Here is a 16,206-nt window from a genome sequence, read left to right as displayed (position 1 = left end):
GCGACGCCGCAGGGCGGCGCTGCCCTATCGCGGCGGCAGCAGCGCTTCAACTGCGCGGGCGGCGCCGAGCAGCGGCAGCCGGCAGTCGGTCACCAGCCACAGCGGCAGCCCGGTCATCAGGCCGCTGTGCCGCCCCTTGTCGCGGAAGGCTGCGAGAAAGCGCGCAGCGTGAGCCGGCAACAGCTGAGGGGCGATGCCGCCGGTCAGGAAGACTCCGCCGGCGGCCAGCACGGTGAGCGCATGATCGCCGGCCACCGCGCCGTAGCAGTCGACGAATACATCGAGTGCCCGCATCGCCTGCGGGTCGCCGGCCGCGGCGCGGCGCCACACCGCTTCGCCGTTGTCGTCCGCGCGCACGGCCGTGCCGCGCCGGTCGCACAGCCAGTCGTGAATGTGGACCAGGCCGGGGCCGGACACGATGTGTTCGGCGATCACCCGCCCGGTCTTGCGGTGCAGGTAAGCCCACAGTTCGGCCTGTTCTTCGTTGGCCGGGGTGAAACCGACGTGACCTCCCTCGCCGGGGACGATCACGCAGCCCGCGCCGGCGGGCACCCGGATGGCAACCCCCAGTCCGGAGCCGGCACCGATCACCAGCTGCGGCGCGCCCGGCCTGACCGCCCCGCTCTGCAGCGACAGCAGTCCTTCGCTGCCCAGTTCGCCGATGCCGTGGGCGCTGGCTTCGAAGTCGTTGAGCAGCCGCACCGGCGCGCCGCCGAGCACGATGCGCAGCGCCGCCTCGTCGATCGACCATTCGAGATTGGTCATGTCCACGCGCCCGTCGATCACCGGTCCGGCGACGCCGAAACCGGCTGCTTCGAGCTCGACCGCGTGGCGCAGCGTCTGCGCGGTCGCCGCAAAGAAGTGATCGAGCATGGTCGGAAGGTCGGGCCACTCGGCGTTGGTGTAGCGCTGCGTGCGCACGAAGCTGAAGCGCGCTCCGTCGATCCGTTCGACCAGTCCGATCAGGCTTTTGGTGGCGCCGATATCGCCGCACAGAATCATTGCAGTCTCCTTTTTTCGATTGTCGGGGCGGCTCGCGCTGCGCCCGCCTGTACCCGGAGGTCATTTTCATGAAAGCCGGAAAGCCGTTCCGCGTACTGTTCGCCACGCCGGAGTGCGCGCCGTGGGTCAAGGTGGGCGGGCTGGGCGAGATCAGCGCTGCACTGCCGCCCGCACTGCGGGCCCTCGGCCTGGACGTGCGCGTGCTGCTGCCGTGCTATCCGTCGGTCCGGGCCTGCGCGCGCGGCGCGCGCAGCGTCGCCACCGTCGACGCCGAGTTCGGCCTGCCGGCGGCGCGGCTGCTGCGGGCCACACTGCCGGGCGAGGTGCCGGCGCTGCTGCTCGATTGCCCCGCGCTCTACATGCGCGACGACGGGCCCTACGTCGATGCCGACGGTGCGGACTATGCCGACAACGCACTGCGCTTCGGCCTGCTGTCGCGCGTCGCTGCGCGACTGGCGTCGGCCGCCAGCCCGCTGCGCTGGCGTGCCGACGTGCTTCACTGCAACGACTGGCCGACCGGGCTGGCGCCGCTTTACCTGCGTGGCCTGCCGGATCCGGCGGGCAGCGTGTTCTCCATCCACAACCTCGCGTTCCAGGGCCTGTTCCCGCTGTCCGAAGCGTCGTCGCTGGGCATTCCGGCACGCGCCCTGCACAGCGACGGCATCGAGTTCTGGGGACGGCTGTCCTTCATGAAGGCGGCCCTGCGTCACGCCGACCGGTTGTGTGCGGTCAGCCCGACCTACGCGCGCGAGATTCTCGACGCCGAGCAGGGCTGCGGACTGGAGGGCGTGCTGCGCGAGCGGGCGGACGATCTGGTCGGCATCCTGAACGGCATCGACAGCGCGGTGTGGGACCCGGCCACCGATGCCCACCTGGCCCGGCGCTACGACGCGCGTGCGCTGGCCGGCAAGCGCGTCAACAAGCGGGCACTGCAGGCGGAAATGGGGCTGCAGCAGAACGACGATGTGCTGCTGTGCGGCATGGTGACGCGACTGACCGGGCAGAAGGGCGTCGACCTGGTGCTCGATGCGCTGCCCGCCCTGCTCGAACGACCGCTGCAGCTCGCCCTTCTGGGCACCGGCGAGGCGGCGCTCGAACGGGCCGTGGCGGACGCGGCCGCACGGGCACCGGGCCGTGTTGCCGCACACATCGGTTTCGACGAGGGACTGGCGCATCGCATCGAGGCGGGCGCCGATGCGTTCCTGATGCCGTCCCGTTTCGAACCCTGCGGTCTGAACCAGATGTACAGCCAGCGCTACGGCACGCCGCCCATCGTGCGGGCGACCGGCGGACTGCGCGACAGCGTCGCCGATTTCAGCGAGGCGGCGCTGCGCAGCGGCGAGGCGACCGGTTTCGTGTTCGACGAGGCGAGCGCCGACGCGCTCCTCGCGGCGGTGGACCGCGCGCTGGCGGTCTACGGCCGAACGACACAGTGGCGAGCGCTGTGCCGCAACGGCATGGCGCGCGCCTTCGGCTGGGATCGTCCGGCGCTGACCTACCGGACCCTGTACGAATCGGTACGCGCGCGCCGCTGAACGCGCGGGCGCAGTCGAGCGGGGCGACACGGGGCGCATCGGGTCAGTGCACGACGTCGTCGAGCACGTGCTGCCAGTCGGCGACGAAGCGTCCGATCGCGAACCGTTCGCGCGCGTCATGCCGGGCGCAGGCGCCCATCGCGGCGGCCTCCGCGGGGTCGGCAAGCAGACGCCGGGTGGCGTCCACCAAAGCTTGCGGATCGGTGGCGAGGCAGCCTGAACGACCGTTGCGGACGACCGTTACCAGTTCGGTGGTGGCCAGCCCGACCACCGGCAGCCCGATCATCATCGCTTCGATCGCCGACAGGCCGAGACTGGTCCAGCGCACCGGGTGAAAATAGAGCCGGTAGCGGGAGAGGAAGTGGGGCAGTTCCGGGTTGGCGATCTCGCCCAGTCCGCCGCACTGTTCGGAGCCCATGCCGACCAGATCGATCTGCAGCGACGCGCGCACCTGCTGGAACACGTCCAACCCCAGCCGGCGGCCGCGCCGCGCCAGGTTGTTCACGACGGCGATGCCGCGCGGCAGTTCGCCGGTGTAGCGCACCGCGTCCGGCACCATCACGCCATGCTCGATCACGCGGGTCGGCGTGCGCCCGCTGTCCCACATCAGCGCGTTGAAGGCGGTGACCTGGACGAGCAGCACGTGCGGATCGTCGACCGGGTGGCGCGTGTCGGTGGGGTGCTGCTGCGGCGGATCGTGTTCGAGATAGAGGCGCGGCAGGCGCCGCTGCGCCTCGGTCAAGTAGCGGTGCTGGCCTTCGTTCCAGGCGGCCGAATCCTGGAACAGGATGCAGTCGAACTGTGTCGTCGCCAGCGCTTCGACCGGCACCTCGACCACGTTGTCACCCCACGGAAGTGCGCCGGCGCGGCCGCTGTAGCCGGGGCTGCGCTGGGCATCGACCGGCAGCAGGAACACGTGCGGCACCTGACTGAGGTAGTACATGTAGTTGCCGTGCACGTGCCAGGTCAGTATGCGTAGCGGTCGCGCCATGTCAGGACCCGTCGGCAGTGGGGATGATCGAGGTGCGGACGCTGTCCGCACCGCTGTCGAGCAGTTCGCGTGCGGCGGCGGCGACGCGGGCCGGGTCGAGCAGGCGCAGGCAGGCGTGATGGTGCTGCGGACAGACGCTGCGGTAGCACCAGCGGCACGGAACGTCCTCGTACAGCACGCGGTGCTCGACCTGCCACGGGGCGTGCTGCGGATTGGTCAACGCGTAGACGTCTACGACCGGCGTGCCGACCGCCGACGCGATGTGCACCGGTCCGGTGTTGTTGGCGATCAACAGCGCGGCGCCGTCGATGACGGCCGCCAGTTCGCCGAGGTCGAGCACGCCGGCCAGCGTGGCGCTGCCGGTCGAGGTCTGCCGGCGCACGTCGCGTATCGTTTCGCTTTCGTCGGTCGAGCCGGTGAATACGATCTGCAGGCCGTCCTCATCGGCCGGCTCGCCGAGGTGTTCGAGCACCGCAGCGTAGAGCTCCGGCGGGTAGCGGCGCGACGGCGCGCTGGCCCCCGGATGCACGACGATGTAGGGCAGAGCCGGGTCGATGCCGGCCGAATGCAGCAGCGTGTCGGCGCGCGTGCGGTCGTCGTCGCGGATGTGGAAGGACAGGTGGGTGTCCTCCGTCCGCGCGCCGATCGCCTCGACCAGATCGAGCTGGCGCCGGACCTCGTGGCGCAGCACCTCGTGCGGCTCCGGGTCGATGATCCAGTCGCTCAGCAGGTGATACGGATTTTCGCGGCTGTAGGCGAGGCGCAGCGGAATGTGGGCGAGCCAGCAGAGCAGGGCGGCTGGCAGCGCGCTCTGGCTGTACACGGTGAAGATGACGGCCGCGTCGAAGTGTTCGTGCCGCAGCGTTTCCGCCAGCGCCAGCAGTTCGTCCGGCAGCAGCGTGCCGCCGGGCAGCCAGGGCGGGCGCGCCTGCAGTACCGCGTCAACCTCTTCCAGGTGCGGCTGCAGCGCCTTGCCGGCGGCGCCGGCGAGCAGCGTAAGGTGGCGCCCGGGCGTGGTCTGGCGCAGCGCGCGCAGGGCGGGGGTGGTCATCAGCACGTCGCCCATATTGTCCAGCCGCACCGCGAGCACGCGGCGCGCCGCCCGCCAGGCGTCGAGATCGCACCGCCCGCGCAGCGTCTGGCCGGGCGACAGCTGTCCGCCGACAGGCGGCGGGGCCGGGTTCAGGCGGTCCATGACTGCGCTCCCGCCGGCGTATGCGTGCGCGGTGCAACGCGACGGTCAGCCAGTATGTGGTCGGCGGCGTCGCGCAGTGTGTGCGCGATGTGGTCGGGCCGGCGCAGCGGGCCGTCCACCCATTCGGTTTCCGAGCCGACGTCGAGCAATATTGTGCTGCAGCCCGCACGTCGCCCCGCCTCGACGTCGTCGAGAATGTCGCCGATCATCCACGACGACGCGAGGTCGATGCCGTGCACCTGCGCTGCACGCTGCAGCAAACCCGGCAATGGCTTGCGGCAGTCGCAGACGCGAGCGCCGTCGCTGACCGACGGGTGGTGCGGACAGTGATAGATGCCGTCGAGCACGACGCCGAAGGTCGCCAGCCGTTCAAGCAGTGCCGAGAACAGCGTCGCGATGGCCTGATCGTCGAACAGGCCGAGCGCGATGCCGGGCTGGTTGGTCACCAGTATCAGGCGGTAGCCGGCACGCTGCAGACTGAACAGCGCCCCGCCGGCGTCTTCGCGTATGCGCAGGTGGGCGGGGTCGACGTTGTGCGGCACGTCCTCGACCAGCGTGCCGTCCTTGTCGATGAATACGGCGCGGCTCAGCGGACGGCCTGGGGTGGGGCGACTCACGGCCATGACGTCTCTCCCATCGGCAGCACCGATATTTCCGCGACCACACTCTCCGGCGGCAGCGTCAGCACGTTCACCACGGCCGCGGCGACCGCTTCCGGCGCCTGCAGCACCATCGGGTCGAGGTCCGGAAAGCGTTCGAGCAGAAAGGGCGTGCGCATGCCGCCGGCGATGACTGCGGTCACCTTGATGCCGAGCGGTCGCAATTCGGCGTGCAGCGCGTGGGAAAAGCCGAGCAGCCCCCACTTGCTGGCGTGGTAGGCCGAGGCATTCGGCCAGGCGCGCTTGGCCGCGGTGGATGCGATGTTGATGATGTGACCGCCGCCGACCGCCTGCATGTGCGTCAGCGCCCGTTTGCAGAACAGGAAGGGACCCCGCAGATTGGTGGCCATCACGTGGTCCCACTGCGCGATCTCGAGCTCGGCCAGCGGCAGCGTGTAGTCGACGCCGGCGTTGTTGATCAGGATGTTGATTGCGCCGAAGCGTTCGCGTGCGTGTTCGAGGCAGCGTTCGACCTGGTCGGCTTCGCCGACGTCTACCGCACAGTGGCTGGTTTCGAAGCCGCGCTCGTTCAGCTCGCGACTCGTCTGTTCGACCGCGTCGCTGCGCACGTCGATGAGCACGACGCGCGCGCCGGCCTGGCACAGCGCCTCGCTGAGCGCCCGGCCCAGTCCGCGGGCGGCGCCGGTGATCACGGCGGTGCGGCCTTCGAGAGGACGTAGGGGCTTCATGATCCGGCCCTTTCCTCGAAGGCGGGCGCGTTACGCGCGCACAGTTCTTCGTAGATGCCGTTGAGAGAGGTGGCGACGCGCTTCCAGGTGAAGGTGCTGCGGACCCGGCGCAGACCGGCGGAGCCGAAGCTGCGTGCGCGCAGCGGGTCGTCGTGCAGCCATTTCAGCCGTTCGGCCAGCGCCGGTGGATCGTGCGGCGGTACCAGGTAGCCGGTCTCGCCGTCGACCACCGTGTGCCGGATGCCACCGACATCGGCGCCGACCACCGGACGGCCGCAGGCCATCGCTTCCAGCGGCGTGATGCCGAAGGGTTCGTACCAGGGTGTGGTGACGAATACGTCGGCGGCGCAGTAGTAGTCGCTCAGCGCTTCGCGCTCACGACGGCCGGTGAACAGCGTCCGGTCGGCCACGCCTTCCTCTTCGGCGATCGCGCGCAGACGCGCGATTTCCGGCGTGTAGCGGGGATCGGGATCGGCGTGTTCACCGCCGACGACGAGCAGCCGCGCGTCGATGCGGTGTTCCCGCTTCAGCACGCCGAGGGCGCGGATCACGTTGTCGATGCCCTTGCGCGGCACCAGCCGGCCGAGCTGAAGCACGACGAAGTCGTCGGCGGGCAGGCCGAGCCGTTCGCGTGCACGACCGTCGCCCGGCCCCAGTTCGCGCGTATCGACACCGCAGGGGACGATCGCGATGCGCTCGCCATCGGCGCCGTACAGACCGGTCAGATCGGCAAAGTCCTGCGGACACTCGGCGATGATGCAGTCGGCACGATTGACCAGGGCGTCCTCGATCGCGATCCGTTCGTCCGGAAATCCGTCGGCGCTGCCCTGATGCAGTCGGCGGACGCGACCCAGTGCATGGAAGGTGACGACCAGCGGCACCTGCAGTCGATCGCGCAGGAAGAGGCCTACCTGCCCCGACATGAAGAAGTTCGCGTGCAGGATGTCGTAGCGCCACGACCGCTGTTCGCACCAGCGCGCGATCCACGACGCGAAGGCCGGCATGTAGGGAAGCAGTGCCTCCTTCGGCACCGGTTGCGGCGGACCGGCGTCGACCTGGATGACGCGCGTGCCGGGCGCGGGTACCGTCACCGCAGGGGTGGATGGGTCGTCGCGCCGCGTGAACACATCGACCCGGTGACCCAGTGCGGCCAGCTCGCGGGCGACGAAGGCGACATAGACGTTCTGTCCGCCGCTGTCGGCACCGCCCTGCGAGGCGAGTGGTGAAGCGTGTTCGCTGATCATTGCGATGTGCATGGAAGCTCCCGGCCGACAAATGCGATGCGGGTGTGGGGCAATCCATGTGCCCGTGCGAATCGACGTCGAGGCAGACCTGGCAGCGCGGCGCGGCCCGTTCGCTCATGTAAGTTGAGCCGGACAAGGGAAAGAATTACCCGCTGCCTCGGCACCGACGGACGCCTACGGCGGGCGGGGAAAACGGCCCAGCCTGCCGGTCGATGTCCGTCAACGCGTAACAGGATGATGAGCGGCGTATCGGCAGATCACGGGCGGTAACAATCCGTTGGAGTCGAGCGCCGAAGGGGCATGACGGGCAGTTGCGGCGTCGCGCCGACGCGCATCCGGACGCAGTTCATTAACCTTATTTAACAATTACCGGGGCATGTCGATTGGGCCGTGCAGCATGCTGAGAAGCCGCGTTCGCTCCGGTGCTCCTTGCCGGACAGATGCCGATGCGAAGGTCGAAATCGGCGCCGCGGGCTCCCTTTTCACCTGTCCGCCGGAGGCCGCATGCCCCGAGTCCTGCTCGTAGATGACGATCCCGAGGCGATCGAATGGCTGTCGGAGCTGATCCGCAGCGAGGGTTACACCGTCGCTGCCGTCGATTCGCTCAAGGCAGCGCGCATACACCTCACCCGTTCGACCCCTGAGCTCATCCTGACCGATCTGATGCTGCCCGATGGTCAAGGCATCGAACTGCTCGCCGATTTCGGCTCCAGACCGGCGCCGGCCATCGTCGTCGTGACCGGTTACGCGAGCATAGAGAGCGCCATCGAGGCGATGCGCGCCGGTGCCACCGATTACCTCATCAAGCCGCTCGACCATCAGCGACTGCGCGGCATCCTGAGCCGGATGCCGAAGACCGAAGTGCTGCGCGAGGAGATCGGCGAGTTGCGCAGCGAATTGATACGCCTCGGACGCTTCGGTCACATGCTCGGAAATTCGCCGGCGATGCGCCGGATCTACAACCAGATCGACCGCGTCGCGCCAACATCGGCGACCGTGCTGCTGATCGGCGAAAGCGGTACCGGCAAGGAGGTCGTTGCGCAGACGCTGCACGATCTCAGCCGACGCAAGCGCCAACCCTTCCTGCCACTCAACTGCGGCGCCGTATCGCCGCAACTGATCGAGAGCGAACTGTTCGGCCACGAGAAGGGCAGCTTCACCGGCGCCGACCGGCAGCACCGCGGCTTTTTCGAACGGGCGCACGGCGGTACGCTGTTCCTCGACGAAGTGACCGAAATGCGCCCCGACCTGCAGGTCAAGCTGCTGCGCGTGCTGGAAACAGGCACCTTCATGCGCGTGGGTACCAACGATCCCATCGTCACCGACATCCGGCTCATCGCCGCGACCAACCGGGTGCCGGAAGAGGCGGTGGCGGAAGGGCGTCTGCGCGAGGATCTCTATCATCGCCTGAACGTGTTCCCCATCGTCCTCCCGCCGCTGCGCGAACGCGGCACCGACATCGAACTGCTGGCCCAGCACTTCCTGACGGAACTGAACGAGCGCGAGCACGAGAACAAGCGCTTTTCGCCGGAGGCGATCGCGTCGCTGTATGCCCACTCGTGGCCGGGCAATGTGCGCGAGCTGAAGAACTACGTCCATCGCGTGTTCATCCTGGCGGACGAGGTGATCGAAACCGATCTGGCGCCGGACAATTTCAGCAGGGCGTCGGCCGGACCGGTGCTCACCATCCGCGTCGGCACGCCGCTGGAGGAGGTGAACCGGCGGGTGCTCGAAGCGACGCTTCAGGAATGCGGCAACGTGAAGCGCAAGGCGGCCGAGGTACTCGGCATCAGCCTGAAAACCCTCTACAACCGTCTGTCGCTCTACAACTCGGCACGCGTCGAAGAATTGGAAACCGAAGGCGATCTGGAGCACAGCGGGCAGGAGGAGTGAGGCGCTTTCCGGAACCGCCCGTCCGCGAAGCCAGCACAAAGGCGCCGAACAGGAGTCATCCGATGAAACGAAACCGAGCGCGCGCACGGCGCGACAAGAAGACCTTGCACGGCAGCAACGACGTGGATCTGACCCGCCGCCGGCCGCACGAGGAAGGACTTTCTCTCCCCTACGAGCGTGACGAGTCGCCGGACGAGGCGGCGGGCAGCGAGCCGCGCGCCATCATCGATCAGGCTGCACGCGACGTCGCGCGCGGGCTGGTCGATACCGACCGGCGCGGCACGCCGTCCGATGTGCCCGGGCCGCCGGTCGAGCCGGGGCAGGCCGACGTGAGCGGCGAAGGCGTGGATGCAGGACGCTTCTCGCACACGCGCAGGCCCGGCCGCGAACAATCCTGACCGGGCGCACAGCCCGGGAACACGGTTTGCTGGACCACTGCACCGCCGCAATCGCATTCCATTTTTCCGTCGCGGCGGACAACTGCTGGAGGACGTGACCGATGAGCAATGTTACGCATGAACCCCTGATGAGCGCGGCCGAGGCCGAATCCCGTCTGGATGCCCAGGTCAGCCGCCTGAAAGGTGCGCTGGCGAGTGCTGCCGAAAGCGGCCGCAATTTTGCGCATGACCTCGCTCACGACGAAGGTTGGGTGGGCGAGGGCGTGCGCTGTGCCCGCAAACATCCGGTGGCGGCGGTTGCCATCGCCGCCGCGGTCGGATTGCTGCTCAGTCGCGTCCTGCGCTGATGGGGCAGGACGAAACGGGCCGGACCGGCTGGCGCGCGGTCGAGGACCTCGGGCAACTGTGGCGGCGGGCGTGTTCGCTGGCCGCCGACTTCAGCCTGCTGATCGCGCTGGACGTCCGCCGTTCGGCACGCCGGGCGGTCGAGGCGCTGTGCATCGCCGTGGTCGCGGCTGTGCTGTTCGCCGTGGCATGGATTGCCGTGATGGCCGCGCTGATTGGCCTTTCGGCAGAGCCGCGCGCCACATGGGCGCACGGCATGCTGGGCGCCGGTGCCATCAATCTATCGCTCGCTATCGCGATGGGGTGGTGGGTCCGCAGCCGCTTGCGGCGGCTGCCGCTCGCCACGTCAATCCGTCAATTGCAGGGCATCAAGGAAGGGGAGGTGACCGCGGATGGCTGACCACGAAACGCTCGAACTGGCGCGCGTTGCGGCGCGCGTCGACGCGCAGCGGCGCGCGCTGCGTCAGGCCGTCGACGCATGGGCGACGGCACGCCGTGAGGCCGTGGTGTCGGTGCGGGGGCTGGCCGCCGTGGCCGCGTCAGCGTTGACGCTGGGTATCGCACTGCGCGGCCGGCGCAGCCGGGCTCCCGCCGCGGCTGGCCGCTTGTCGGCGCTGCTGGCCGTAATGCTGGCGGGGATGCGGATCCATCGCGCCTATCACGACACCTTCCCGCGTCCGGTAGCAGTGCGGCGGTGCGGTCATCAGCGTTCCGCCGGGGTGTCTCCGACCGAATGAATCGTCCGGCTGACGCGCAAGGGGCCGCGATGACGCCGACCGAACTGGCCGGGCGCGTGAGTTCGGCTGCAGGTCGTGGCATCGGTGCGATCGGCCGGCTCGGCGCGGTCAGCGATGCCAGCGCCCTGGTCGCGCTGATCGCGCTGATCGGCTTCGTCGGCTGGGCGCGAGACTTTCCGGCGCCGTCGTCGCTCACGCTGCTTTTCCCCACACTGATGCCGAGCAGCCTGTTCCTGCTCGGGCTGGTGGCGATCGCGCTGCGCGAGCTGCGCTTCGGTCACCGCGCGCGGATGCGCTACACGGTCACGCTGGCGTCGGCGGTGATCGCCTTCGTGTCGCTCACCCGGCTGGCGGTCGATCTCGATGTGCTCGACGCACAGACGGAAAGCGTGCTGGTCGGGGCATTGTTCTCGACGCAGTCGTCGCCGGTCACCAGCCTCAGTTACGTGTTGATCGCCCTGTCGATGGGGCTGGCCGCATTCGACCACCCGCTGGCGCGGCGGGTGTCCGGCTGGTGCGGTGCCGCGGTTGCCGCCATCACGCTGGTCAGCCTGTGCGTCATGACGGTGTCGCTGTTCGGCGAGAGCCGGCCGCTCGACCTGGACATGAAGTTCCCGGTGGCGCTGGCGCTGTTCGCGGCCAGTACCGGCCTGCTGTCGCTGCGCTCGGCGGACATTTTCGCGCAGCGTGACGACAACGCGCCCGGGCTGTCGGTGGTCCGCAATCTGGCGCCGCTGGCCGTGGTGCTCCCGCTCGCAGCGGTGTGGCTGGAAGGCGCCGGCCGGGGGGCTGGACTGTTCCAGCGCTTCGAGGGTGTCGGCGTGGTCGTGGTAACCATCGTCATCGCCAGCCTTACGCTCATCGTATGGACCGGGCGCAAGCTTGACGACATGAACGATTCTCGGTCGCGCGCGGAACATCGCGCCGACACCCAGCAGACCTGGTTCGAAATCACGCTCGCTCATCTGGGCGAGGCGGTGATCACCGTCGACGACCAGCGTCGCATCGGTCTGCTCAATCCGGCGGCGACCGCACTGCTGGGCGTCGACGCCGGCGAAGTGGTGGGCAAACGCATGGAGGATCTGGTCCCGCTCGTCGAGGGGCGCACCGGCGTGTTGCTCGACTATCCACTACAGCAGGCGTTCGAGGCGGGCGCGCCGGTCACGCTGGAGGGGGAGCCGGCTCTGCGTAACGCCGCCGGCCGCCTGCAGCCGATCGAAATCACGGCAACGCCGATACTCGATGCGGAACAGCGGCTGGTCGGCGGCGTGCTGGTGCTGCGTGACGTCAGCGCACGGCGTGCGCGCGAGCACGCCGAGCGCGAAGTCTATGCTGCGCTCGACCGGCGCGTGGCCGAGCGCACGCGCGCACTCGATCGTACGACTACGGTGTTGCGCGAGAGTACCGAACTGCTGCGCACGATCGCCGAAACCACGCCCGAGCAGATCATCGCCAAGAGCCGCTCCGGCGCGATCATGATGATCAACCCGGCGGCGCTGAAGCTGATGGGGCTCAGTCGTGCCCAGGTGATCGGCCGCCGGGAGGAAGACCTGTTTCCTGACTCAGCCGACATGCGGCGCATTGCACTGCACGACCAGGAGGTGATGGAGACCGGGCGCCCGGTGGTGGTTGAAGAGCGGCGCCACACCGCGGCCGGCGAACGCATCCTGCTGGTGACCAAGTCACCGCTGCGCGACGCCAAGGGCGAAGTGGTCGGCCTGGTAGGCGTGTCGAAGGACATCACCGAGCGCAAGCGGGCACATCAGGAACTCGAACAACTGCTCGACGCCGAGCACCGCCTGCGTGGCGAGGCGGAGCGGGCCAGTCGGGCGAAGGACGAATTTCTCGCCATCGTGTCGCACGAGTTGCGCTCGCCGCTGAACGCATTGAAGGGGTGGGCGCAGGTGCTGGCCGGCGTATCGACACCGGACCCCACACTGCTGGGCCGGGCCAGCGAAGCCATCAAGCGCAATGTCGACCACCAGGTGAGGCTGATCGACGATCTGCTGAGCACGTCGCGCATCATCAGCGGCAAGCTCGACCTCAACTGCGCGCGCATCAATCTGGTGGACGTCGCGGCCTCGACGCTGGAAACCTTCCGCGTGCAGGCGCACGAAAAGGGCGTCGCTCTGCGCTTTGAATCAGAACACGCCGTGGTGCCGGTCTGCGCCGATTACGACCGGATGCAGCAGGTGCTGAGCAACCTCCTTTCGAACGCGCTGAAGTTCACGCCGGAGGGCGGCTCGGTGCAGGTGTTGCTCGCGATGACCGCTGACACGGTGGACATGACGGTGGCCGACACCGGCATCGGCATAAAGCCGGACTTCCTGCCCCACGTTTTCGACCGCTTCAGCCAGGCGGACACGTCGATGACGCGCCGGTTTCAAGGCCTGGGCATCGGTCTGGCACTGGTCCGCAATCTGGTGGAACTGCAGGGCGGGACGGTGCGTGTGCGCAGCGGTGGCGAAGGGCAGGGCGCGGCCTTCGTCGTCCAGTTGCGGCGCCTGCAGGCGCACGAACATCCCTGCCAGCCGCCGACGTCTCAGCCGCCGCGGCGGCGCCTCGAAGGGGTCAAGGTCCTTCTGCTCGACGACGATGCCGACGCCTGCGACTTCATGCTGCTCATCCTGTCGAAGGCCGGAGCACGCGTGCATGCCTTCGATTCGGGCGACGATCTGCTCGCTGCTTTCGGCGACGGATCCAGTTCCGTGGCGACAGTGCTCCTGCTCGACATCGCCATGCCTCGCGAGAGCGGATTCGAGGTGCTGAGGCGCGTTCGCGAGAAGTGGCCCGATCGCGCGGTGCCGGCTCTCGCCGTGAGCGCGCTGAGCTATCTGGACGACGCATTGCTGATAAGTTCGGGCTTCGAAGCGCTGGTCAGCAAGCCGGTCGACGAGAGGGTGCTGATCGACACGATTGCCTCGGTGCTTGACCAGCAGGTGGCGGGCGACGGGGCGACCGGAACCGTCGGATGAAGCGCTCGGGTCTGACGCCGCTATACGACGGGGCGCGGCGGGTCTGGGCAGCGTTGCGCGGCTGGATCGCCCACGACGCGCCGTCGATGTCCGCCTCGATCGCGTTCTTCGCCGCCTTCTCGCTGGCGCCCATCCTTGTCGTCGCAGTGTCGGTCGCCAGTTTCTTCTTCGGTGTTGAGGCGGTTCAGGGCCGCCTGTTCTCGAGCATCGAATCGGTGGTGGGTGCGGCCGGGGCCGAGGCGGTGCAGGCCATGCTGGCCAACGCCTGGCTGAGCGGCGACCAGGGGTGGAGCGGCGCCCTGTCGCTGCTGGCGGTCTTCGTCGGCGCGACGGCGACCTTCGCCGAGCTGAACAGCGCGTTGAATCGCATCTGGAACGTCGACCCGTCCCGACGGGTCGTGATCGGACTGCTGCGCGTCCGGCTGCTGTCGTTCGGCATCGTCATCGGTACCGGCTTCCTGATGGTGGTGCTGCTGATCGCCGATGCGCTGCTCACGCACGCACAGGCCTGGCTGTGGGGCGCGCGCGGTGCTCTGCCGCTGCTGCAGCAGGTGCAGCAGTGCGTGTCCTTCGTGTTCCTGTGCGTCGCCTTCAGCGTGTTGCTCAAGGTATTGCCGGACGTCGCCGTCGCATGGCGCGAGGCGATCACCGGCGGCGTCGCCGCGGCGGTGCTGTTCGCGATCGGCAAGCACCTGTTCGCGCGCTACCTCGCCTACGTCGGCACGGCGAACGCATTCGGTGCAGCCGGTTCGCTGGCAGTGCTGATGATGTGGCTGTTCTTCTCCGCCGCGGTTTTCCTGTTCGGCGCCGAACTCGCCGCGGCCTCGCGACGCCCGGCGGAACGGCCGGGCTACACGTCGGTGTAAATGTTGCGCGCTTCCATCTGCTGATCGCCCCGCTCGGGCAGGGCACGCGGTTTGCCACTCTGCGGTAAGACGGGAGAGGTTGGCAGGCGCTGCATCGTGCGGGGCCGTCCTCTCCCGCCCGGTCGTACCGACCGGAAGGACAGAGGAGATGAAACCATGAGATCGCAGCATTCGCGGACCATTCCGTTCGGACCCGAGGAGGACAGCACGCAGGACCGCTACCGCTCGCAGGGGGCGGAACGCGGCATCACCGGCGCCGACTACCGGCGCTCGCGCGGCAACTGGGACGACGACGCCGAAGGCGGCCGCGGCAGCGGGCAGGACACGCACCGCGGCTGGTCAGACCCCGGTCTGCCGCATGCGGACAGCTGGCGCCGCGGTCGGGAGGACTTCGAGCGCAACGGCCCGGGCGGCAATCCGGACGAGCGCGGCGAAATGTTCGCCCGCGCCCGCAGCGGAGCCCGTCACGAGGGCGAAGCCGAGCACCCGATGCAGCAACGCTACGCCGGCTATGGCGGCTACAACGGCCCGTCCGGAAACTTCCCCGGTCGCGACTCCGGACGTGACGACTACGGCTACGGCTGGAACCGTGCGCACACCGGCGAACGCTACGAAAGCAGCAACGACGAGTCGGAGCGCTTCTTCCCGCAAGGCGGCGGACGCCAGGCCGGCAGCCGCGAACAGGGGCACGACGAAGGTCGTGCCTGGCCGTGGCGGGCGCCGTCCGACGAGATCGGGCAGGGCCGCTCCAGCCACGGCACCCAGCCCGCCGACATCCACCGCGACCGCAAGGGCCCGAAGGGCTATTCGCGCTCCGACGAGCGCATCCGCGAGTTCATCTGCGAGCGCCTCGCGCAACAGCACCGGCTCGACGTCAGTGAAGTCAGCGTGTCGGTCAGCGACGGTTGCGTGACGCTCGAAGGCACGGTGCCGGACCGCGGCATGAAGCACGCCATCGAGGATGCTGCCGATGGCTGCTGGGGCGTCAAGGACGTCGAGAACCGCATCCGCGTCGCCTCGCATCTGCGCGGCATACAGGCGCTGGGCGGCGATGACGTCGGACGCACCATGAGCGAGTCGGCCAGCGAGGTGCTGACGGAGAACGCTGCCGCCAGCACGCCCCGGAAGGCGAAGGGCTGAGCGCAGCCCCGCTGTTCCATCCAGTTCGATCAACAACACACACGGAGGTAACCACCATGCTGACATCCCAATCCCTTTCCGAGTCGGGCGCCCAGATCGTCGGTACGCCGAGCAGCATTCCCGACGGTCCAGGCCCCGAGGTCATGGCGGCGAGCACGCTTGAGGACGACGACGTCGTCAATCTGGCCGGCGAAGACCTTGGCAAGATCAAGGAAATCATGATCGACGTTCCGCGCGGTCGCGTGGCCTACGCGGTGCTGTCGTCCGGCGGCTTTCTCGGTATCGGTGATCGCCTGTTCGCCATTCCGTGGGGCGCGCTCAAGCTCGACGTCGAGCGCAAGTGCTTCATCCTCGACGTGGACGCGGAGCGTTTGAAGAACGCGCCGGGCTTCGACAAGGACCACTGGCCGTCGATGGCCGATCCGGTGTGGGCGAGCGAGGTGCATACCTACTATCGCCAGCGCAACTACTGGGATCCCCTTGACGAGTGAGCGGTCCCGGGCCGGTACCGCCATCGCGGTACCGGCCCGATCGGGC

General features: G+C 68.7%; 16 protein-coding genes. 10 read left to right on the top strand and 6 right to left on the bottom strand.

The window, feature by feature from the left end:
• Positions 1-24 precede the first annotated feature (24 nt).
• Positions 25-1,002 carry a glucokinase gene (locus AC51BJ_RS16215; protein WP_496280917.1) on the bottom strand — a complete coding sequence of 326 codons (978 nt, stop codon included), beginning with the start codon at positions 1,000-1,002 and terminating at the stop codon, positions 25-27.
• 68 nt (positions 1,003-1,070) lie between these two features.
• Here AC51BJ_RS16215 and glgA point away from each other — a divergent pair, with 68 nt between their 5' ends.
• Positions 1,071-2,537, top strand: coding sequence for a glycogen synthase GlgA (gene glgA, locus AC51BJ_RS16210; RefSeq protein ID WP_496280916.1), 1,467 nt, complete (start codon positions 1,071-1,073; stop codon positions 2,535-2,537).
• A 43-nt stretch (positions 2,538-2,580) separates the two neighbouring features.
• Here glgA and AC51BJ_RS16205 read toward each other — a convergent pair whose 3' ends face one another.
• The 5 genes from AC51BJ_RS16205 to AC51BJ_RS16185 are packed head-to-tail and all read right to left on the bottom strand — an operon-like array spanning position 2,581 to position 7,327.
• Positions 2,581-3,528, bottom strand: coding sequence for a glycosyltransferase (locus AC51BJ_RS16205; RefSeq protein ID WP_496280915.1), 948 nt, complete (start codon positions 3,526-3,528; stop codon positions 2,581-2,583).
• A gap of 1 nt (position 3,529) precedes the next feature.
• Entirely contained in the window at positions 3,530-4,723 is a 1,194-nt protein-coding gene (locus tag AC51BJ_RS16200) for a glycosyltransferase family 9 protein (RefSeq protein WP_496280914.1), read from the bottom strand.
• Positions 4,711-5,346: a D-glycero-alpha-D-manno-heptose-1,7-bisphosphate 7-phosphatase gene (locus AC51BJ_RS16195; protein ID WP_496280913.1), complete on the bottom strand. Its 636-nt coding sequence runs from the start codon at positions 5,344-5,346 to the stop codon at positions 4,711-4,713. The genes AC51BJ_RS16200 and AC51BJ_RS16195 overlap by 13 nt, the downstream gene beginning before the upstream one ends.
• The gene (locus AC51BJ_RS16190) at positions 5,337-6,071 is read right to left on the bottom strand and encodes an SDR family oxidoreductase (protein WP_496280912.1); all 735 of its coding nucleotides are present in this window, start codon (positions 6,069-6,071) and stop codon (positions 5,337-5,339) included. The genes AC51BJ_RS16195 and AC51BJ_RS16190 overlap by 10 nt, the downstream gene beginning before the upstream one ends.
• The gene (locus AC51BJ_RS16185; protein ID WP_496280911.1) at positions 6,068-7,327 is read right to left on the bottom strand and encodes a glycosyltransferase family 4 protein; all 1,260 of its coding nucleotides are present in this window, start codon (positions 7,325-7,327) and stop codon (positions 6,068-6,070) included. The genes AC51BJ_RS16190 and AC51BJ_RS16185 overlap by 4 nt, the downstream gene beginning before the upstream one ends.
• A 492-nt stretch (positions 7,328-7,819) precedes the next feature.
• On the opposite strand from AC51BJ_RS16185, the gene AC51BJ_RS16180 reads away from it, so the two are divergent.
• The 9 genes from AC51BJ_RS16180 to AC51BJ_RS16140 all read left to right on the top strand — a co-directional run bounded on the left by AC51BJ_RS16180 (position 7,820) and on the right by AC51BJ_RS16140 (position 16,160).
• Positions 7,820-9,208 (top strand): sigma-54-dependent transcriptional regulator, encoded by a 1,389-nt coding sequence (locus AC51BJ_RS16180; protein ID WP_496280910.1) that lies wholly within the window; start codon positions 7,820-7,822, stop codon positions 9,206-9,208.
• Between the two features lie 62 nt (positions 9,209-9,270).
• Positions 9,271-9,606 carry a hypothetical protein gene (locus AC51BJ_RS16175; RefSeq protein ID WP_430433508.1) on the top strand — a complete coding sequence of 112 codons (336 nt, stop codon included), beginning with the start codon at positions 9,271-9,273 and terminating at the stop codon, positions 9,604-9,606.
• Positions 9,607-9,734: 128 nt separating this feature from the next.
• Positions 9,735-9,953, top strand: coding sequence for a hypothetical protein (locus tag AC51BJ_RS16170; protein ID WP_430433509.1), 219 nt, complete (start codon positions 9,735-9,737; stop codon positions 9,951-9,953).
• Complete coding sequence (locus AC51BJ_RS16165) at positions 9,953-10,351, top strand: phage holin family protein (RefSeq protein WP_496280909.1); 399 nt, start codon at positions 9,953-9,955, stop codon at positions 10,349-10,351. The genes AC51BJ_RS16170 and AC51BJ_RS16165 overlap by 1 nt, the downstream gene beginning before the upstream one ends.
• A complete protein-coding gene (locus tag AC51BJ_RS16160; protein ID WP_496280908.1) occupies positions 10,344-10,688 on the top strand; it encodes a hypothetical protein in 345 nt (114 codons plus the stop codon). The genes AC51BJ_RS16165 and AC51BJ_RS16160 overlap by 8 nt, the downstream gene beginning before the upstream one ends.
• Positions 10,685-13,663, top strand: a complete 2,979-nt coding sequence (locus tag AC51BJ_RS16155; protein ID WP_496280907.1) for a hybrid sensor histidine kinase/response regulator — start codon at positions 10,685-10,687, stop codon at positions 13,661-13,663. The genes AC51BJ_RS16160 and AC51BJ_RS16155 overlap by 4 nt, the downstream gene beginning before the upstream one ends.
• Positions 13,660-14,529, top strand: coding sequence for a YihY/virulence factor BrkB family protein (locus AC51BJ_RS16150; protein ID WP_496280906.1), 870 nt, complete (start codon positions 13,660-13,662; stop codon positions 14,527-14,529). The genes AC51BJ_RS16155 and AC51BJ_RS16150 overlap by 4 nt, the downstream gene beginning before the upstream one ends.
• 156 nt (positions 14,530-14,685) lie before the next feature.
• Positions 14,686-15,669 (top strand): BON domain-containing protein, encoded by a 984-nt coding sequence (locus AC51BJ_RS16145; protein ID WP_496280905.1) that lies wholly within the window; start codon positions 14,686-14,688, stop codon positions 15,667-15,669.
• Between the two features lie 56 nt (positions 15,670-15,725).
• Complete coding sequence (locus AC51BJ_RS16140; protein WP_430433515.1) at positions 15,726-16,160, top strand: PRC-barrel domain-containing protein; 435 nt, start codon at positions 15,726-15,728, stop codon at positions 16,158-16,160.
• Positions 16,161-16,206 lie beyond the last annotated feature (46 nt).

Source organism: Methyloversatilis sp. S146-33 (genome assembly GCF_059552495.1).
This window is presented reverse-complemented; position numbering and strand designations above follow the sequence as displayed.